This window comes from Nocardioides korecus (genome assembly GCF_054778395.1).
In genome coordinates this window covers 81,164-99,373 of the sequence record NZ_BAAGZO010000001.1, presented here as the reverse complement: position 1 = coordinate 99,373, position 18,210 = coordinate 81,164, and the positions used below count along the sequence as shown (strand labels likewise).

The following is an 18,210-nucleotide window of genomic DNA, read 5'->3' as shown; positions in this document are numbered from 1 at the left end:
CAGCGTCGTCGCGAGGTGCTCATGACGACGCTGGTGTTCCACTCGTGCCCCAGACCGGGGCCGCGCGGGTCGCGAGCATCCATCCCCTCGGCCCTCGCGACGCCGTGGCCCGCTCCGCCGCCGCGCGGAGCCGCGCCACGACCCGGTCCGGGTGGGCCACGTCGGTCGCGACCACGGTGACCACCTCGAGCCCGGCGGCGCGGAAGTCGGCCTCGCGCCGGACGTCCTGACCGTGACGCGCGCGGGAGCGGTGCTCCGCCCCGTCGTACTCCCCGGCCAGGCCGAGCTCCTCGCTCAGCAGGTCGGGTCGCCCGAGGCGTCGGCCCTCGAGGTCGGCGACCGGCCAGTTGCACCGCGGACTCGGGAGGCCGGCGTCGAGGACCCACAGCAGGCGCATCCACGTCTCGCGCGGGGAGAGCACCCGGTCCTCGCACAGCGCCAGGGCCCGGCGGACCTGGGTGGCACCGCGCATGCGCGGTCGTGTCGACAGGTGCACCCTGACCTGCTGCGCGGTGGTGGCGCCGGCCGAGAGGCCCATGTCCAGGACCGTCACCGCCGCCCGGAGGTCGCGAGCCGCTGCGGCCTCGTCCGTCAGGGCCCGCTCGGGTCCCACGCAGCGGATCCCGTGCCTCCGCACGATCTCGCTCCCACCGACCTCGCACCGGACGGTGACCGAGTCCGCCGTGCCTCTCAGGCCCAGGTGGGGAGGCACGACGAGGACCACGGGTCGTGCGCCGCCGCCCTCGTCGACCCCGTCGAAGTACGCCGCTCCGTGCAGCCGCAGCGCTGACCACCCGCCGACAGCACCGCCCGGGGGCAGCCGGGCTGCTTGCTCGAGGATCCGTTGCTCGGGTGTGCGGACCACGTCCGACGGCACGTAGAGCCGGGGGGAGGTACGCCGCCAGGCCGGGCCCCTCGCCTGCCCCGGGGTCGGTCCTGCGAGGCCGAGCGGGTCGACCGCCCGGGGCTCGACGAGCCCGCGCGGGGCCGGGCAGCGGGGGTGGAAGGGCGACGCTGGCACGAGATCGAGGATGGCGCCCGGGAACCGGGCGGTCGACCACGGACGGTGCCGCCTGTGGACGACGGCGAGGTCACCCGGGCCTCGAGTGGAACGTCAGCGTCGCGAGGAGCCCCTTGTCACGACGCTGACGTTCCACTCGCCGCGCTGACCCCTACCCCAGGGCCGCGAACCGCCCGGGGCGCCGGGCGACGAGGGTGGTGGGGTCCTGGGTGGCGAGGACGCTGAGCTCGTGGCGCAGGACCTCGCCGACGCGGAGGCAGAAGGCCTCGGGCTCGTCGGCGGCGTCGGGGTGCTCGGTCACGATGCGGTCCACGACGCCGCGGGCGCGCAGGTCGAGCGCACGGACCTGCTGGGACCGGGCGAGGTCGGGGGCGTGCTCGGTGTCGCGGTGGACGATGGCGCTCGCGCCCTCCGGTGGCAGGGGGGAGAGCCAGGCGTGCTGGGCGGCCACGACCGTGTCGGCCGGCAGCAGGGCGAGCGCGCCGCCGCCGTTGCCCTCGCCGAGCATCAGGCACAGCGTGGGCGTGGGGAGGGTGACCAGGTCGGAGAGGCAGCGCGCGATCTCCCCGGCGAGGCCGCCCTCCTCGGCCTCGGGCGAGAGCGCGGCGCCGGGGGTGTCGATGACGGTGACCAGCGGCAGGGCGAGCTCGACCGCCAGGCGCATCCCGCGCCGGGCCTCGCGCAGGGCGCCGGGGCCGAGCGGGTGGGCGCTGGTCTGGCCGCGCCGGTCCTGGCCCAGGAGGACGCAGGCGGTGTCGCCGAAGCGCACGAGCGCGATCAGCAGCCCGGGGTCCGACTCGCCCTGGCCGGTGCCGTTGAGCGGGATGACGTCGGTGGCGGCGTACTTCAGCAACCGTCGTACGCCGGGTCGCTCGGCCCGCCTGGACCGGGTGATCGACTCCCACGCGTCGACGTCCGCGACCTCCTCGACCGGCGGGTCGGGCACCGGCGCGACCACCCCGGGGCTGAGCATCCGCAGCGCCCGGTCGAGCACGTCGCCGATCTCCTCGGGCGGGACGACCGCGTCGACGATGCCGTGGGCGAACAGGTTCTCCGAGGTCTGCACGCCCTCGGGGAAGGGCCGGCCGTAGAGCGCCTCGAACACCCGCGGGCCCAGGAACCCGACCAGCGCGCCCGGCTCGGCCACCGTGATGTGGCCCAGCGACCCCCAGGAGGCCATCACCCCGCCGGTCGTGGGGTGCCGCAGGTAGACCAGGTAGGGCAGGCCGGCCGCCTTGTGCGCGGCCACGGCGGCGGTGATCCGGATCATCTGGACGAACGCCGGGGTGCCCTCCTGCATCCGGGTGCCGCCGCTGGTCGGGGCGGCGAGCAGCGGGATGCCCTCGGCGGTGGCGCGGGTGACCGCGGCGATCAGGCGGTCGGCCGCGGCCCGGCCGATCGACCCGGCCAGGAACGCGAACTCGCCGGCGACCACGGCCACGCGGCGGCCGCGCAGGGTGCCCTCGCCGGTGAGGACCGACTCGTCGGTGCCGGCCTTCTCCGCGGCCCGCTCGAGCGAGTCCAGGTAGTCCTCACCCGCGCCGTCGCGCGACGGGGTCTCGTCCCAGCCGGTCCAGGAGCCGTCGTCGAGGACGAGGTCGATCAGGTCGCGTGCGCCGAGCCGCGGGCGGGGTGCCGTCATGGGCAGAGGTTACCGATCGGTAGCCACCGCGCGACCCCGACCGGCGGGCCTACGCTCGCGAGGTGATCCGCCGCCTCGTCCTCGCGATGACCGCCACGCTGCTGGCCCTCGGGGTCCCCGTCCTGGTCGCCGCTCCCGGTCAGGCCGACGGCACCTCGTGGCGGGCGGTGATCACCTTCGAGAAGAACCAGCGCTCCCCGCACCGCTCCCGCCTGGTCTGGCGGCTCAGCACGCTGCGCCCGGGTGGGACCTGGCAGGTCGCGGAGACCCTGTCCTGGCGGGCCGGCTCGGGCCTGGGCGGTCGTGCGGGGCGTAACGCCTGCTACCGCAACCGCGGGTGGCTGCCCAACGGCACCTACCGCGTGCGGGAGTACGCCGACTACCCCGGCAGCGTGATCAAGGGTCGGGCCTTCCGCGTCGACGACCACGCCTGCGCCAACGGCACCATGCGCACGGCGCTCTTCATCCACACCGAGCAGGGGGCCGGCAACGTGCAGTGCCCCGACCGCCCCGGCGACCAGCCGTGCCGCTGGGAGGTGCCGAAGATCGACGACTACCGCTCCTACGGGTGCATCAAGCTGGCGCCCGGGGACCTGGCCGCGCTCGCGGCGGCGTACACGCGTCACTTCCGGCCGGGCGTGCGCTACCCCGCCGGCCAGGTCGTGCTGCGCGTGGTCGGCTGAGCTCAGGCCGGCCCGGTGAGCGGCTTGGCCATCAGCGAGACCAGGTGGCCGCCGGAGTCGCGCTGGCCGACCTCGGCGTAACCGCGGCCGCGGTGGAAGGCCAGCGACGGCTCGTTGGGCGGGTCGAGGTTGACCTCGAGGGTCATCACCGAGCGCCCGCACGTCGACTCGAGCTCGTCGTACACCTGCGAGGCGAGGCCGCGACGCCGGAAGTCCTCGTGCACCACGACCCGGTCGAGGTAGGCCAGGTCGGGATCGCCCGGGTGGTGGTCCCGGCTCCACCGCCCGAACCAGCCGAAGTTCTCCCCGTCGTACGCCGACCCGGAGGCGAAGGTCAGCACGAAGCCGGCGAAGGAGCCCTCGACGTCGACGACGCAGGCCCGGTCGGCCCACCCCACCAGCTGCAGGAGCCGCTCGCGGGAGAGGGGCGAGGTGAGCTCGACGTGGCGCTCGTTGAGGGCCAGCACGTCGTCGAGGGCCTGCCCGTCGGTGGGCAGGAGCGGCCGCAGCAGCTCGCTCACGGGGTGACCGCGAGCGAGGCGAGCAGGCGCCGGCCGAGCTCCTCGTCGCCCTTGACGTCGGCGTCCACGACCGAGGCGTCGCGTCGGCCCGCACCGAGCACCAGGAAGCCCTCGGCGCTCAGGGCCACGGTGACGTCGGCGGCGGGCCCAGCGGGCACTGGGACGGCCCGGCCGTCGTCCCCGGTGCGCACCCGCGCCACGAGGTCGGCCTCGGGGACGAGGAGCTCCACCGTGGTGCCGGCGGGGGCGCCGAGCCGCTTGCCGACCACGAAGGGCAGCGAGGCGGCCAGGACGCCCAGGGTGAGGGCGGCGGCGGGGGTGCCCCACCCGCCGGGGCGGTCGACGGCGCGGCGCACGTCCTGCTCGTGGATCCAGACGTCGAAGGGCCGATTGCGCAGCAGCGTGCCGTTCGACCAGCCCGCTCCACCGGGGGTGCGCGGGGCGGGGGCGTCGGGGTCCGTGGGCGGGTCGGCCCGCAGCTGCGCGGACCGGGTCGCGACGACCGTCTCGATCTCGTCGGCGAGCTCGGCCAGGGTGCGCTCGCGCCGGGCGATCACGCCCTGCTCGCAGTAGACGCCCATCGGTCCGCGCACGTGGGCGGCGTCGGGGACCGCGACGGTCTCCTCCGGGCCGCCCGCGATGACGGCCTCGAGGTGCGCGACGTGCGCGACGACGTCGTGGACGGTCCAGCCGGGGAGGTCGGTGGCCCGGTCGCCGTCGCCCGGCGCGAGGTCGCGGACCAGGGCGACGAGGTCGGCACAGGCCCGCTCCCAGGTCGCCACGTGGCGGGCGAGGACGTCGGTCGGGGTGGGTCCGGAGGCGCCCGAGGGGGTAGTGCTCATGGTCCGGGAGCGTACGACGCCCCGGTCGGTCCTGGTCGAGCAGGACCGGCCGGGGCGTCGGCGGCAGGGAGGAGGTGCAGGGTCAGAGGCGGGGGTCGACCCGACGGTCCTCGACGCGGGTCACCGAGCGCGAGCGCTGGGCGTTCATCACCAGCGCGAGCACGATCGCCAGGGCGCCGACGATGATCAGGATCCAGCCGAGGGTGCCGGTGGCCACGACGTTGTCGACGGCCTGCGGGAGGTTGATGGCGCCGAGCGCCAGGACGAGCCCGATCAGCAGCAGGACGATTCCGAGTCCGATTCCCATGAGGTGCTCCTTGCGGTAGGTGCCCGAGTGGCGGTGGCCGGGACGGCACACGAATAGTGCCCTGAAACGGTTGCGACATGCATGGAACAACGACAGACCCGGCACCGAGGTGCCGGGTCTGCGCAGGTGGGACGGCGTACGGCGCCCGGCGGAGGTCCTAGAAGGACGCCTCGTCGAGGTCCATCAGCGACAGGTCGGTCGCCTCGGCGATGGCCAGCTCGGCGGTGATCTTGGGCAGGTTGTGGTGGGCGAAGAACTGCGCCGCCGCGACCTTGCCCTCGTAGAACGCCTTGTCCTTGGCCGAGACCTCCCCGCCGAGCTTCTGCAGGGCCACGTCGGCGCCCTTGAGCAGCAGCCAGGCGCAGACGACGTCGCCGAGCACCATCAGCAGGCGGGAGGTGTTCAGCCCGACCTTGTAGATGTTGCGGATGTCGCCGCCCTCGGCCGACTCGTCGGCGCTCATCAGCGTGTTGATCATGTGACCGACCAGGGCGTTGGCGTCCTCGAGGCCCTTGGCCAGCAGGCCGCGCTCGACCTTGAGGCGACCGTTGCCGGCCTCGCTCGCGAGGAACGCCTCGATCTCGCCGGCCAGGTGGCCCAGCGCGACGGCCTGGTCCTTGACGATCTTGCGGAAGAAGAAGTCCTGGCCCTGGATCGCGGTGGTGCCCTCGTAGAGGGTGTCGATCTTGGCGTCGCGGACGTACTGCTCGAGGGGGTACTCCTGGAGGAAGCCCGACCCGCCGAAGGTCTGCAGCGACTCGGTGCCCAGGAGGACCCACGAGCGCTCCGAGCCGTAGCCCTTGACGATCGGCAGCAGCAGGTCGTTGACCCGCATCGCGAGCTCGTCCTTCTCGCCCCGGTGCTCGGCCATCTGCACGCGGTCCTGCCACGACGCGGTGTAGAGCACCAGCGAGCGCATCGCCTCGGAGAACGACTTCTGCGTCATCAGCGAGCGGCGCACGTCGGGGTGGTGGGTGATCGTGACGCGGGGGGCCGTCTTGTCGGCCGCCTGGGTCAGGTCCGAGCCCTGCACGCGGGTCTTGGCGAACTCCAGCGCGTTGAGGTAGCCGGTCGAGAGCGTGGCGATGGCCTTGGAGCCGACCATCATCCGGGCGTTCTCGATGACCTGGAACATCTGGGCGATGCCGTCGTGGACCTCGCCGAGCAGCCAGCCGCGGGCCGCCTCGCCGCCTCCGACGCCGGAGTCGCCGAAGGTGAGCTCGCAGGTGTTGGAGACCTTGATGCCCATCTTGTGCTCGACGTTGGTGACGTAGGCGCCGTTGCGCTCGCCGGTCAGCTCACCGGTCTCGAGGTCGAAGTGGAACTTCGGCACGATGAACAGGCTCAGGCCCTTGGTGCCCGGGCCGCCCTTGCCCTCGACGCCCTGGGGGCGGGCGAGGACGAGGTGGATGACGTTCTCGCACAGGTCGGACTCGGCCGAGGTGATGAAGCGCTTGACCCCGGTGATGTTCCAGGTGCCGTCCTCGTTCTGCACGGCCTTGGTGCGGCCGGCGCCGACGTCGGAGCCCGCGTCGGGCTCGGTGAGCACCATCGAGGTGTTCCACGCGCGGTCGATGATGTGCTGGGCGATCTGCTTGTCGCGGTCGTTGCCGTTGCGGTGCACGATGCCCGCGAAGGCCGGGCCGGCGCCGTACATCCAGATGGGGGCGTTGGCGCCGAGCACCATCTCGCCGAGGGCCCAGATCAGGCTGGAGGGGGCGGGGGTGCCGCCGAGCTCCTCGCTCAGCTGCAGGCGCCAGTACTCCGCGTCCTGCCAGGCCTGGTAGCTCTTCTTGAACGACTCCGGCAGGGGAGCCTCGTGGGTCTCGGGGTCGAACACGGGCGGGTTGCGGTCGCTGTCCTCGTACGACGCGGCCAGCTCCTCGCGGGAGAGGCGCTCGACCTCGCTCAGGATGGAGCGGGCGGTCTCGCCGTCGATGGCCTCGAACGGGCCCTGGCCCAGGACCTCGTCGCGTCCGAGCACCTCGAAGAGGTTGAACTCGATGTCGCGCATGTTGCTCTTGTAGTGACTCACAGCAGGGCACCTTCGGCTCGAGAGAGGGAGTGCGGCGGTCGCGGGCTGCCCCGCAGGTGGTGCTACTCGCCGGTAACAAACAGTATGTGCCGACCTCGGGCCGGACGCAAGGACATCGACGCGGATGTGGTGCAGCGGACATCGGGGCCCAACACCCCCGTGGAATGGGGGGAAACGCGTCGGGACGCCGTCCGGGGCGAGACGCGCGCCGTCTCGCGCCCCGGACGACCGCAAGGCGTGCAGGTCGATCAGGTCGGGTAAGCCGACCGATCTGACAGACTTGCGGCCATGCGCGTCTCCGCCAAGGCCGACTACGCCCTCCGGGCCCTGATCGCCATCGCCCAGCGCGACGACGCGCGCCCGGTCAGCGCCGAGGAGCTCGGCCGGCTCCAGGAGATCCCGCACGGGTTCCTCCAGGCGATCCTGGCCGACCTGCGCCGCTCCGGCATCGTGGTCAGCCAGCGCGGCCAGTCCGGTGGGTGGCGGCTCGCGGCGAAGGCCGCCGACGTCACCGTCGCCGACGTGATCCGGGCCGTGGACGGCCCGCTGGTCAGCGTCTACGGGCTGCGTCCGGAGTCCGTGACCTACAACGAGTCGGCCTCGGTCCTCCAGCACGTCTGGATCGCCGCCCGCAGCGCCCTGCGCGAGGTCTTCGAGAGCGTCACGCTGGAGTCGCTGGCCGTGGGGACGCTGCCTCCCGACGTCGAGGCGCGCACCCAGGACCAGGACGCCTGGCAGCCGCACTGATCCCGATCAGGACCGCCCGACCCGCCCGTCACCGGCTGTTCACCGCGTCGTCTCCCGGGCCCGCCACGCTGCGGGCATGGCTCGACGCACCCTGATCTGGCACCTCGGCCTGCCCCAGGCCGCCCGGCCGGTGGTCCCGGCCTCCCTCGCCGCCCACGCCGAGGCGCTCGACCGCCAGGGGATCCTGGTGGCGGCGACCACCGCGGAGGCGGAGGCGGCCACCTGCGAGCTGCTGCGGACGGGCACGTCCCCCGGTCGGCGCGACGTCGCGGGGACCTGGGCCCGGGTCTGCGCGCGCGTCTGGGACCACAAGGGGGTCTCCGTGCTCTCCACGCCCGACCTCGCCGCGGCCGGGCAGGACGAGGTCCGGCTGGCGCTGGATCCCCTGCGCGGCGTCGAGGTGCACCTCGTCCTCGGGGTCGAGCCGTTGGCCGCCCAGCTCCTCGGCGCCTGGCTCGGCCAGCTGCGTGCCGGCGCGACCACCGGCTGGGAGAAGTACGCCGAGCGGGTCCTCGCCGAGCCCGGGGGAGCCGGACCCCACCGCCAGGCCGAGGACTTCCGGGCCGGCCACGACCTGCCCGCGGTGCTGGCCCGGTGGGGCTGGACGCTGCACGCCGAGCGGCTGCACGTGGTCGCCGGTCGCGACCCGGGGGCGACCTGGGCGCGGGTGGTCGAGCTGACCGGGCTGCCCCCGGCCGAGCTGCCGGCCACACTCCCCGCGCCGGCCGACCCGGCCGGCGCCGCCGTGCTGCGTCGGGTCAACCGGGTGCACGCCGCCGACCCCGGGTCGGACGCGGGCTCGCCGGCCCTCGGCAGCACGACGCAGCTCCTCGAGCGGACGGCCGAGGTCGAGGCCGGTGCGCTCGTCCCGGTCCTCCCGACCGCGGCCGCCGAGGGCGCGCGGCGGCTCGTGGAGCGGTGGGCGAGCGACCTGGGTGCCCCGGGCGCACCGGCGTACGACGTCCGCGGGGCGGTGGGCGACCTGCTCGACCCGGTGGACCCGGACGCCCGCCCACCGGCCGCGCCGAGCCGCCGCGACCAGCTCGCCGTGGCCGTGGACCGCCTGGCCGAGACCCTCGCCGAGAACACCCGCCTGCGGGAGCAGCTCGCCGTGGTCGAGGCCGACCGTGACCGCCTGGACCGCACGCGCCGCAAGCTCAAGCGCCGCCTGCGCGCCCTGGACTGAGGGTCTCGTCGGTCGCGCGGGTCAGCCGGGGAGCTGCTCGACCCGGGCGGCGAGCCAGTCGACGAGGGGTCGGAGGCGGCGCCAGTCCTCGCGGACCCGGTCGAGGAGCTCGGGGGTGTGCACGACCGGCTCGAAGCCGTAGGAGCGTCCCGAGAACAGCGACTTGTGGCGCAGCAGCTCGATCCGGGGGTGGTCAGCGGACCAGCCGCGCGGGGTGGTCTTGAGCTTCTCGCCGCTGGTCTCGAAGCCGGCGGCCTCGAGGTCGGCCAGGATCCGCGCGAGCTCGCGGCCGGAGTGGTCGAGGTCGATGGCGGTCCTGATCCGGGCCAGGTCGGGCCCGGCGGCGTGGTAGAAACCGCCGCCCACGCGGACCCCCGGCGCCGCGACCTGCACGTAGAACCCGGTGGCCGGCGCGACGTTGACGATCGCGCCCTGGTGGGTCTTGTAGGGCGTCTTGTCCTTGGAGAAGCGCACGTCGCGGTAGGGGCGGTAGACCTTGGCGGCCCCGAACTCCTCGGTGAGCGCGGCGGTCAGCGCCAGCATCGGGGCACGCACGTGCTCGTCGTACACGTGCTTGTGGGACTCCCAGAACGTCCGGGTGTTGTCGAGCTCGAGGTCGTCGTAGAAGTCGAGCGCGGCCTCGGGGAAACCCGCGAACGGGACGTCGGGAGGGACCATGGAGCGGATGACGAGATTCGAACTCGCGACATCGACCTTGGGAAGGTCGCGCTCTACCAGCTGAGCTACATCCGCCTGCGGGGCCGTGCTGCACCCTGCGGGCAGGATGTTACCCGACCCTCAGGGGGCGATGGGGGCCAGGTCGGGTCGGCGTGGGGTGAGTCCGTCGCCGGAGGATCGACCGGTCAGGCGGCGGTGCACCCAGGGGCCGAGGAACTCGCGCGTCCAGGTCGCGTCGGCGCGCAGCTGCTCCGCGCGGCTCCGGACCGGCAGGGGCCGCCGTTCGAGCCGGGGGGTGGCGTGGGCGACGCCGAGCACGTCGAGGACGGCGAACGCGACGTGCTGGTGGCCCACGGAGTTCAGGTGCATCCGGTCGGTGTCGATCAGCTCGGCCACCGGCCCCTCCCGCATCCGCCACGGGTCCACGAGCAGGCACCCGTGCCGGTCGACGATCTCGCGGACGTGCTCGTTGAAGATCGCCATCCGGCCGCGGAGGGCGGCGTACAGGCCCGAGGGTCCGGGGTCGGCGATGGTGAACATCACGACGTCGGCGCCGGTGGCGCGCAGCCGCCCGATCGCCCCGTCGTACGCCGCCGCGAGCCCGTCGAGGTCGACCCGCGGCCGCAGCACGTCGTTGGCGCCGGCGTGGATCGTGACCAGGTCGGGCGCCAGGGCGAGGGCGGGCTCGACCTGCTCCGCGAGGATCGGGAGCAGCTTGCGGCCGCGGATCGCGAGGTTGGCGTAGCCGAAGGACGACGGGTCGTCGTGCTGCTCGCCGAGCACCTCCGCGACCCGGTCGGCCCAGCCGCGCAGGCCGTGGGGGCGGGCGGGGTCGGGGTCGCCGACGCCCTCGGTGAAGGAGTCGCCCAGGGCGACGTAGCGGGACCAGCTCACGGACCCATTCTCGTCCGCCCGGGCGGGGCCGTCTGCGCGGGGTAGGTTGACCGCGTGCTGCTCTCCGACCGCGACATCCGCGCCGAGATCGAGGCGAACCGCATCGCCCTCGAGCCCTACGAGCCGGAGATGATCCAGCCCTCGAGCATCGACTTCCGCCTGGATCGCTACTTCCGGGTCTTCGAGAACCACCGCTACCCCCACATCGACCCGGCCGAGGACCAGTCCGACCTGACCCGGGTCGTCGAGGCCGCGGGGGACGAGCCGTTCATCCTGCACCCGGGCGAGTTCGTGCTGGGGTCGACGTACGAGGTCGTCTCGCTGCCGGACGACATCGCCGCCCGCGTCGAGGGCAAGTCCTCCCTCGGCCGCCTCGGGCTGCTCACCCACGCCACGGCCGGCTTCGTGGACCCCGGGTTCAGCGGTCACGTCACCCTCGAGCTGGCCAACGTCGCGACCCTGCCGATCAAGCTCTACCCCGGCATGAAGATCGGCCAGCTGTGCTTCTTCCGGCTGACCTCGCCGGCCGAGCACCCCTACGGCTCGGAGAAGTACGGCTCGCGCTACCAGGGTCAGCGCGGCCCCACCCCGTCGCGCTCCTACGCGAACTTCCACCGCACCCGGATCTGAGGCGTCCCCGGGGCCGACGGGCACCGGGCCCTGGCGGAGGCGTGGATGGCCCTTGCCCCACGGACCTCTATTTAGGTTAGGCTCGCCTTACTAAGGCTCACCTAACTTCACGAGGTCCCCATGAAGCGACTGCTCATCGCCGCCCTGCCCCTGGTCCTGCTCACCGCCGCCTGCTCGACGGGCCCGACCGGGTCCGGCGGGTCCGCGGACGGGGGCGGCACCGCCGAGCGGGCGGCCACCGAGGTCGACGCCGACGCCTTCCCGGTGACCATCGAGCACGCGTTCGGCTCGACCACGATCGAGCGGGAGCCCACGCGGGTCGCGACCCTCGGCTGGAGCGACCAGGACAACGCCCTGGCCCTGGGCGTGGTGCCGGTCGGGGCGACCAGGATGACCTGGGGCGGCAACGCCGCCGGGTCCTCGGACTGGTTCGACGAGGAGGTCGAGGAGCTCGGTGCGAAGCCCCCGGTCAGGTACGACGACGCCGACGGCGCCCCGCTCGAGGACGTCGCCCGGGTCCGCCCGGACGTCATCCTGGCCACGAACTCCGGCCTGACCGAGGCGGAGTACGACAAGCTCAGCAAGATCGCGCCCGTCGTGATCTACCCGAAGTCGCCCTGGGCGACCCCGTGGCGCACGTCGCTGGCCACGGTCGGCAAGGCGCTGGGCCGCACGACCGAGGCCGAGAAGGTCGCCGCCGAGACCCAGGAGGAGATCGACGAGGCCCGGCGGGAGCACCCCGAGCTGCAGGGCGCCTCGATGATCTTCGGCTACGTCGCCACGACCGACCTGTCCAGCATCGGGATCTACTCCCCGCAGGACCCGCGCGTGTCCTTCATGCACGACCTCGGCCTCGTCGACGCCCCCGCGGTCGCGAAGGCGGTCAAGCCGGGGCAGTTCTACAGCACCGTCTCCGCCGAGCGGGCGCCCGAGCTGCGCTCGGACGTGTTCTTGACCTGGGCCGAGAACGCCCGCGACCTGCGCACCTTCGCCCGGGACCGCCTGATCGGGAAGGTGCCGGCGATCGTCACCGGCCACGCGTACGCCGAGGTCGACAAGCCGACCGCCCTCGCGGTCACCAACCCGACCCCGCTGTCGATCCCGACGATCCTCGACGACTTCGTGCCCGAGGTCTCCGCGGCGGTCCAGGGCTCGTGAGCGCCGGCCTGGCCACCGAGGTCGAGCGGCGGACCGCGGGCTCGGGAGCGTCCCGAGGCACCACCCGGGCCCTGGTCCTGCTCATGGCGCTCGCCGCGGTGTCGGTCGCCTCGGTGCTCCTGGGGTCGCGCTGGATCGCCCCGGACGCCCTGCTCCACGCCGACCACCCACTGCACGACGTGGCCGCGGTCCGGCTCGACCGCACCCTGCTCGGGCTGGCGGTCGGAGCCGCCCTGGGCCTGGCCGGCGCGCTGATGCAGGGCCTGACGCGCAACCCGCTGGCCGACCCCTCGATCCTGGGGGTGAACGCCGGGGCGTCGCTGGCGATGGTCCTGGCCATCTCGGTGCTCGGGGTGTCCTCGCTGTCGGCGTACGTCTGGTTCGCCTTCGGCGGCGCGGCGGCCGCCCTGGTCCTGGTGCACCTCGTGGCCTCGCTCGGGCGGGGCGGGGCGACGCCGGTCAAGGTCGCGATCACGGGCGCCGCCCTCACCGCCGCGGGGTCGAGCTGGATCTCGGCGGTGCTGCTGACCGACCGGCGGACCATCGAGTCGTTCCGCCTCTGGCAGGTCGGCACCGTGGCCGGGCGCGGCAGCGACGTGCTGCTCGTCGGGCTGCCGTTCCTCCTGGTCGGGGTGCTGCTGGCGCTCGGCTCGTCCCGCGCCCTCGACGCGCTGGCCCTGGGCGACGACCTCGCCCGGGGCCTGGGCCGGCGCGTGGGTCGCGACCGCCTCGTGGTCGGCGCAGCGTCGGTCCTGCTCGCCGGGACCGCGGTGGCGCTGGCCGGCCCGATCGCCTTCGTGGGTCTGCTGGTCCCGCACGGCGTGCGCGCCGTCGTGGGTCCGGACCACCGCCGGGTGCTCCCGCTGTGCCTGGGCTGGGGTGCCGTGCTGGTCGTGGCCGCCGACGTGGTCGGTCGCCTGGTGCTGCCGCCGTCGGAGGTGCAGGTGGGCATCATGACCGCGGTCCTCGGGGCGCCGGTGTTCCTGCGGCTGGTGCGCCGCGGCCGGTGGGCTGCGCTGTGAGCGGGTCGCTCCTGGCGCCGCCGCGCCCGGCTCCCGTCGACGCCCGGGCCGTCGTGCGGCGGGCCCGTCGTGGTCCCGCCCGCCGGGCCCGGCTCGTGGTCGGCGGGCTGTCGGTGCTGCTGGTCACGGCGTTCCTGGTGCGGATCAGCCTGGGCGACTACGTCGTGACGCTGCCCGACGTGGTCCGGATCCTCTCCGGCGAGGACGTTCCCGGGGCGGCGTACGTCCTCCTCGAGAGCAAGCTGCCCCGCGCCGTCCTCGGCGTCCTGGTCGGGGCCGCCCTCGGGCTGGCCGGGGCGATCTTCCAGACCACTCTGCGCAACCCGCTGGCCAGCCCCGACGTGATCGGGGTGGGTGCCGGCGCGAGCGCGGCGGCGGTGTGGGCGGTCGTCGTCCTCGACCAGCGGGGCGTCGGCCTGGCCCTGGCCGCCGTGCTGGGCGCGGTCGGCACGGCGCTGCTGGTGCGCTGGCAGGCCGGTGGCGGCACGGGCGCCCGCCTGGTCCTGGTCGGGGTGGGGACCAGCGCGGCGCTGGTCTCGGTCGTGCAGTACCTCTTCACCCGCGCCGACGAGTGGGACACCCAGCTCGTCCTGCGCTGGCTGACCGGCAGCCTGAACGGCGTCGCCTGGGGCAGCATCGGCCTGCTCGCCGTGCTGCTCGCGCTCCTGCTCCCCGTGGTGGCGGCGCTGTCGCGGTCGGCGCGGGCCGCGGAGCTGGGACCCGACTCCGCGGCCGGGCTCGGCGTCACCCCGCGGCACGCCGACCTGCTCCTGCTCGTGGCCGTGCTGCTGGTCGGCGTGGCGGTCGCGGCCGCCGGTCCGGTCGCCTTCGTATCGTTCCTGGCCGGCCCGATCGCCCGGGCGCTCAACGGCGGCCGGGTCACCCTGGTCGGCGCCGCGCTGGTCGGTGCCGTGGTGGTGGTCGCGGCGGACCACCTCGCGGCGTACGCCGTGCCGGGCGTGAACTTCCCCGTCGGCGTCGTGACGGGCGCCGTCGGGGCCCCCTTCCTGCTGTGGCTGCTGGCCACGGGCCGAGCCTCCCGGAGGAGCCGATGACCGTCACCACCCACCCTCGTCCCCCAGCACGGCTGAGCGCCCGCGGGGTGACCCTGGCCTACGGCGATCGCGCGGTCGTCGACCGGCTCGACCTCGAGGTGCCCGACGGGCGGACCACCGTGGTCGTCGGGGCCAACGCGTGCGGCAAGTCCACGCTCCTGCGCGGCCTCGCCCGGCTGATGCGTCCTGCCGGCGGGAGCGTGCTGCTCGACGGTGCCGCGATCGCGTCCCTGTCGTCGCGCCAGGTGGCCCGCACGCTGGGCCTGCTGCCCCAGGACCCCGTCACGCCCGAGGGCGTCACCGTGGTCGACCTGGTCGGGCGCGGAAGGCACCCCCACCAGGGCGCCTTCCGGCGCTGGTCGCGGGCCGACGAGGAGGCGGTGGCCGCGGCGCTCGAGGCGACCGGGACCCTCGACCTCGCCGACCGACCGGTCGACGAGCTGTCGGGCGGGCAACGCCAGCGGGCCTGGATCGCGATGGCGCTGGCCCAGGACACCGACCTGCTGCTGCTCGACGAGCCGACGACGTTCCTCGACCTGGCCCACCAGCTCGAGGTCCTCGACCTGCTGGCCGCCCTGAACCGTCGCCGCGGCACCACGGTGGTGATGGTGCTGCACGACCTCAACCTCGCCGCCCGGTACGCCGACCACCTGGTCGCCCTCCGCGCGGGCCGCGTCGTCGCCGAGGGGCCGCCGGCCGCCGTCCTCACCGAGGCGACCGTGCACGAGGTGCTCGGCCTGGCGTGCCGCGTCGTTCCCGACCCGGTGACGGGCACCCCGCTGGTGGTGCCGATCGGCCGGACCCGCACCGGGGTCCCCACGTGAGCGCCCCCCGGTCGTCGACCGGCGCCTGGGTCGGGTCCGTGCGCGCCGCCGTCGACTCTGCTCCCTCGGCCGCGGTGCTGTGCGGGTCGCCGGTCGAGCCCGTCGAGCCGGTCGCGGGCCCGGCTGCGCTGGTCGCCGACGTGGAGGTCGTGGGCGTCGAGCGCCTCTCCCCGTCGTTCGTGCGGGTCGCCCTCGGCGGACCGGCCCTGGTCGACCTCGGCGAGGACGGGTTCGACACCCGCTTCAAGCTGGTCCTGCCCGGGCCGTCGGAGGTGCTTCCGGCGATCCCGGAGCGGGTCGAGGACTACTGGGGCGCGGTGCAGGGGCTGCCGGTCGGCGTACGACCGGCGGTGCGGACCTACACCGTCCGCGACGTCCTCCGCACTCCCGGCGGCACCCGGCTCGTCGTCGACCTGGTGGTGCACGACGACCAGCCCGGGCACCCCGCGGGACCGGCCTGCCGGTGGGCGCTGACGGCGCGGCCCGGCGACCGGCTCCAGGTGGTCGTGCCGCACCGCGACGGCACCTACGGGGGCACGGAGTTCGACCCGGCCGGGCGCAGGCGGCTGCTGCTGGTCGGGGACGCGACCGCCGTGCCGGCCGTCGCGCGGATCCTCACCGACCTGCCGCCGGGGCACCACGGTGAGGTGTTCCTCGAGGTCGCGGACGAGGCGGACCTGGCGACCCTGCCCCCGCACCCCGACCTGCGGGTGCACCGGTCGGTCACCGCTGGTGGTCCGGGGCGGCAGCTGGTGCAGGACGTACGCCGCCACCTGGGTCTGACCGCCGCCACCACCACGCCGGTGGTCGAGGGTCGCCTCCCAGTGGCACCGGCCGACGTGTGGGAGACGCCGCGCTTCTCCGCGGCCGGTGAGGCCCTGACCCCGGGCCCCGGTGTCGTCGTCCCACCCGGGGGTGGCCGAGGTCTCGACGACGTCTACGCGTGGATCGCGGGGGAGTCCTGGATGGTGCGCACCCTGCGGCGGTCCCTGGTCGGTGAGCTGGGGCTCGACCGCGCCCAGGTCGCCTTCATGGGCTACTGGCGCGACGGCGTCGCCATGCGCTGACCTGCGCGTCGACTCGCGTCGGTCGGTTGCGGCGCTGCGGGCGCCGTGCAGGTCGCCGCTCGGTCGGTCGAGCAGGCGTTCTGCGCCCGTCGTCGAGGCCTGGTGACCCGGGGAGCAGCGCCCGGGCACGCCGGTGGCCCGTCCAGGTGGTGCCGTCTGGACCGATCTCTGGGGCGGCGAGGCTAGGAGGGCGCGGTTCGCTGGCGTGGCAGGTGGACCGGGCCGGGTGGCACTCGTGGTCGGTCGGTGGTGACGTCTCTGGTGCCGCCGGGGTCACGCAGGAACTGGTAGCCGTGGGGACTCGACCACAGGTAGGTCCCGGGACTGACCGTCGTGTAGGTCCACAGTGCGTGGGTCTTGAGCCGGTGGTGTCGTCGGCACAGGGGCGCGAGGTTGCAGGAGCAGGTGGGGCCGCGGTCGGCGTGGGCGATCACGTGGTCGCAGTCGCACCTGCGCGCGGGGGCGCTGCACCAGGGGAAGACGCAGGTGTGGTCGCGGAGCTGGGTCTGGTGCTGGAGCCGGTCGGGGATCTCGTAGGCCTCGGCGTAGATCAGGTCCTCGGTGTCGACGACGGGCCGGACGGTGATCTGGGTGTCGGGGTTGGCGCACCAGCCGCGGACCTGGTCGGCGGTGACGATGCGTCGGCCCTCCTCGACGCGGGCCAGGTGGAGAGGTCCGCTGCCCGCGACGTCGCCGGACGGAGCGTTGTCCGTGCTCGGCCGCGCCGGTCGAGACCCCGGGCAGTCGCATTCCGCCCCGCTCAGGGCGGCGTGGGACAGGTGGACGTGCAGGACCACCTGCCGAGCCTTCGGCCGCGCAGCCGGTCGCGCAGCCCCCTCGTCCTGGTTCTCCTGGGTGGTGAGCAGGTCGAGCGTGAGCTGGTCGCGGGTGTGGCGGCGTCCGAGCTCCCCGGCGGCCATGGCACGGCGGACGTCGAGGGACTTGTCGCAGCCTGCCGCCTTCAACACGGCGGCCTCGTGGGCGAGGGCGTGGTCGAGTTCGCGGGCGTCGGCGGTGTCGAGCTGGGCGTGGAGGTAGGTCATCCCGCCGATCGCTGAGTCCGGGGTGGGCCGGTCGTGCTGGAACGTGACGTGACGACCGTCGGCAGCCCTCTCCGCGTCCTCCCGCGCCCGGTCGGGCATGAACCGGGCGATCGCCTCGGCCACGAGGCGTTCGACCGCGGCGTAGCCGACCTTGTGGGCGTACGCCGCGACCTGGTTGTCCACGTGGCCGGCGGCTTCGGGGGTGAGGGTGATGGTCTGGTCGGCGATGCTCTTGGCGCGCCACACCGGGACTTCGCCGGCGATGACCCGTGCCCAGAGGCGGGGGAGGCGGTGCTTGACCTCCAGGGCCCTGCCGATGAGGTTGCGCCCGGAGTCGGTGGAGAGACCGAGGGCGGCGGCGAGCTCGGGGATCGCGAACTCCGCGACCAACGGTGCACCCGAGCCCGCGATCGCCAACGGGCGCTCCAGGTAGGTGGGGGTCATCCAGGCCGCGTCGTGGATGGACTCGGCCGGGTGCTGCTCGCCCCAGACCGCGGCAGCCATGAACAGCTGCGCGTCGGCGTGGTCGCGGGCGTCGCGGCGGTCCCGGGCGTAGGCCAGGACGTCGGTCGGCCCGTCGAGGTCGGGCACCTCGACCCGCACCGACACGGCCGCGGGGCGACGCGGGTGCCGGGTGCGGGAGGAAGTGGCCATGACCAAACTCAACTAGCGACCACCGACAAGACGAGCCGGGGAACCGGGGTGAAACGGACACGGGGGAAGAACTTCTTCGAGAGTTTCTGCGACCGCGGTCGGTGGGTTTCGACGACCGGCCCGGCGGCCCTGCTCAACCACCGGGGCGGCCCTGCTCAACCGACGAACCGGTCCCGGCGGATCGGACCGAGTGACGACCGA

Annotated in this window: 18 protein-coding genes and 1 tRNA gene; 9 read left to right on the top strand and 10 right to left on the bottom strand. The window is 74.4% G+C overall.

The window, feature by feature from the left end:
• Nucleotides 1-19: 19 nt before the first annotated feature.
• Together ACYVDA_RS00475 and ACYVDA_RS00470 are read right to left on the bottom strand one after the other, a co-directional pair.
• Nucleotides 20-1,021, bottom strand: coding sequence for a hypothetical protein (locus ACYVDA_RS00475; RefSeq protein ID WP_460813673.1), 1,002 nt, complete (start codon nucleotides 1,019-1,021; stop codon nucleotides 20-22).
• 151 nt (nucleotides 1,022-1,172) lie between these two features.
• On the bottom strand, nucleotides 1,173-2,663 hold the full coding sequence (locus tag ACYVDA_RS00470) for a carboxyl transferase domain-containing protein (protein ID WP_460813668.1): 1,491 nt from the start codon (nucleotides 2,661-2,663) through the stop codon (nucleotides 1,173-1,175).
• 62 nt (nucleotides 2,664-2,725) lie between these two features.
• Here ACYVDA_RS00470 and ACYVDA_RS00465 point away from each other — a divergent pair, with 62 nt between their 5' ends.
• Nucleotides 2,726-3,346: a hypothetical protein gene (locus ACYVDA_RS00465; RefSeq protein ID WP_460813666.1), complete on the top strand. Its 621-nt coding sequence runs from the start codon at nucleotides 2,726-2,728 to the stop codon at nucleotides 3,344-3,346.
• A gap of 2 nt (nucleotides 3,347-3,348) precedes the next feature.
• Here ACYVDA_RS00465 and ACYVDA_RS00460 read toward each other — a convergent pair whose 3' ends face one another.
• The 4 genes from ACYVDA_RS00460 to ACYVDA_RS00445 all read right to left on the bottom strand — a co-directional run bounded on the left by ACYVDA_RS00460 (nucleotide 3,349) and on the right by ACYVDA_RS00445 (nucleotide 7,051).
• Complete coding sequence (locus tag ACYVDA_RS00460) at nucleotides 3,349-3,867, bottom strand: GNAT family N-acetyltransferase (protein WP_460813664.1); 519 nt, start codon at nucleotides 3,865-3,867, stop codon at nucleotides 3,349-3,351.
• Nucleotides 3,864-4,709, bottom strand: a complete 846-nt coding sequence (locus ACYVDA_RS00455; RefSeq protein ID WP_460813661.1) for a maleylpyruvate isomerase family mycothiol-dependent enzyme — start codon at nucleotides 4,707-4,709, stop codon at nucleotides 3,864-3,866. Before ACYVDA_RS00455 ends, ACYVDA_RS00460 begins: the two co-directional genes overlap by 4 nt.
• Before the next feature lie 82 nt (nucleotides 4,710-4,791).
• Nucleotides 4,792-5,016, bottom strand: coding sequence for a DUF6458 family protein (locus ACYVDA_RS00450; protein WP_460813659.1), 225 nt, complete (start codon nucleotides 5,014-5,016; stop codon nucleotides 4,792-4,794).
• Between the two features lie 157 nt (nucleotides 5,017-5,173).
• Nucleotides 5,174-7,051, bottom strand: a complete 1,878-nt coding sequence (locus ACYVDA_RS00445) for an acyl-CoA dehydrogenase (RefSeq protein WP_460813655.1) — start codon at nucleotides 7,049-7,051, stop codon at nucleotides 5,174-5,176.
• Between the two features lie 288 nt (nucleotides 7,052-7,339).
• On the opposite strand from ACYVDA_RS00445, the gene ACYVDA_RS00440 reads away from it, so the two are divergent.
• Nucleotides 7,340-7,798 (top strand): RrF2 family transcriptional regulator, encoded by a 459-nt coding sequence (locus tag ACYVDA_RS00440; protein ID WP_460813652.1) that lies wholly within the window; start codon nucleotides 7,340-7,342, stop codon nucleotides 7,796-7,798.
• A 76-nt stretch (nucleotides 7,799-7,874) separates the two neighbouring features.
• Nucleotides 7,875-8,984 carry a hypothetical protein gene (locus ACYVDA_RS00435; protein WP_460813648.1) on the top strand — a complete coding sequence of 370 codons (1,110 nt, stop codon included), beginning with the start codon at nucleotides 7,875-7,877 and terminating at the stop codon, nucleotides 8,982-8,984.
• 21 nt (nucleotides 8,985-9,005) lie between these two features.
• On the opposite strand, the gene ACYVDA_RS00430 is transcribed toward ACYVDA_RS00435, so the two are convergent.
• From ACYVDA_RS00430 to ACYVDA_RS00420, 3 genes are all read right to left on the bottom strand, one after another.
• On the bottom strand, nucleotides 9,006-9,662 hold the full coding sequence (locus tag ACYVDA_RS00430) for a DUF2461 domain-containing protein (RefSeq protein WP_460813644.1): 657 nt from the start codon (nucleotides 9,660-9,662) through the stop codon (nucleotides 9,006-9,008).
• A tRNA-Gly gene (locus ACYVDA_RS00425) sits at nucleotides 9,662-9,737 on the bottom strand. Before ACYVDA_RS00425 ends, ACYVDA_RS00430 begins: the two co-directional genes overlap by 1 nt.
• Before the next feature lie 45 nt (nucleotides 9,738-9,782).
• On the bottom strand, nucleotides 9,783-10,556 hold the full coding sequence (locus ACYVDA_RS00420) for an SGNH/GDSL hydrolase family protein (RefSeq protein ID WP_460813641.1): 774 nt from the start codon (nucleotides 10,554-10,556) through the stop codon (nucleotides 9,783-9,785).
• 54 nt (nucleotides 10,557-10,610) lie between these two features.
• Here ACYVDA_RS00420 and dcd point away from each other — a divergent pair, with 54 nt between their 5' ends.
• The 6 genes from dcd to ACYVDA_RS00390 all read left to right on the top strand — a co-directional run bounded on the left by dcd (nucleotide 10,611) and on the right by ACYVDA_RS00390 (nucleotide 16,312).
• Nucleotides 10,611-11,186, top strand: coding sequence for a dCTP deaminase (gene dcd, locus ACYVDA_RS00415; RefSeq protein ID WP_460813638.1), 576 nt, complete (start codon nucleotides 10,611-10,613; stop codon nucleotides 11,184-11,186).
• Nucleotides 11,187-11,306: 120 nt separating this feature from the next.
• On the top strand, nucleotides 11,307-12,344 hold the full coding sequence (locus tag ACYVDA_RS00410) for an iron-siderophore ABC transporter substrate-binding protein (RefSeq protein WP_460813635.1): 1,038 nt from the start codon (nucleotides 11,307-11,309) through the stop codon (nucleotides 12,342-12,344).
• Complete coding sequence (locus tag ACYVDA_RS00405) at nucleotides 12,341-13,366, top strand: FecCD family ABC transporter permease (protein WP_460813632.1); 1,026 nt, start codon at nucleotides 12,341-12,343, stop codon at nucleotides 13,364-13,366. The genes ACYVDA_RS00410 and ACYVDA_RS00405 overlap by 4 nt, the downstream gene beginning before the upstream one ends.
• Nucleotides 13,363-14,421 (top strand): FecCD family ABC transporter permease, encoded by a 1,059-nt coding sequence (locus ACYVDA_RS00400; protein ID WP_460813629.1) that lies wholly within the window; start codon nucleotides 13,363-13,365, stop codon nucleotides 14,419-14,421. Before ACYVDA_RS00405 ends, ACYVDA_RS00400 begins: the two co-directional genes overlap by 4 nt.
• Nucleotides 14,418-15,245, top strand: coding sequence for an ABC transporter ATP-binding protein (locus ACYVDA_RS00395; protein ID WP_460813627.1), 828 nt, complete (start codon nucleotides 14,418-14,420; stop codon nucleotides 15,243-15,245). The genes ACYVDA_RS00400 and ACYVDA_RS00395 overlap by 4 nt, the downstream gene beginning before the upstream one ends.
• On the top strand, nucleotides 15,242-16,312 hold the full coding sequence (locus ACYVDA_RS00390) for a siderophore-interacting protein (protein ID WP_460813625.1): 1,071 nt from the start codon (nucleotides 15,242-15,244) through the stop codon (nucleotides 16,310-16,312). The genes ACYVDA_RS00395 and ACYVDA_RS00390 overlap by 4 nt, the downstream gene beginning before the upstream one ends.
• Before the next feature lie 182 nt (nucleotides 16,313-16,494).
• Here ACYVDA_RS00390 and ACYVDA_RS00385 read toward each other — a convergent pair whose 3' ends face one another.
• Entirely contained in the window at nucleotides 16,495-18,009 is a 1,515-nt protein-coding gene (locus ACYVDA_RS00385) for an HNH endonuclease signature motif containing protein (RefSeq protein WP_460813623.1), read from the bottom strand.
• Between the last annotated feature and the right edge of the window lie 201 nt (nucleotides 18,010-18,210).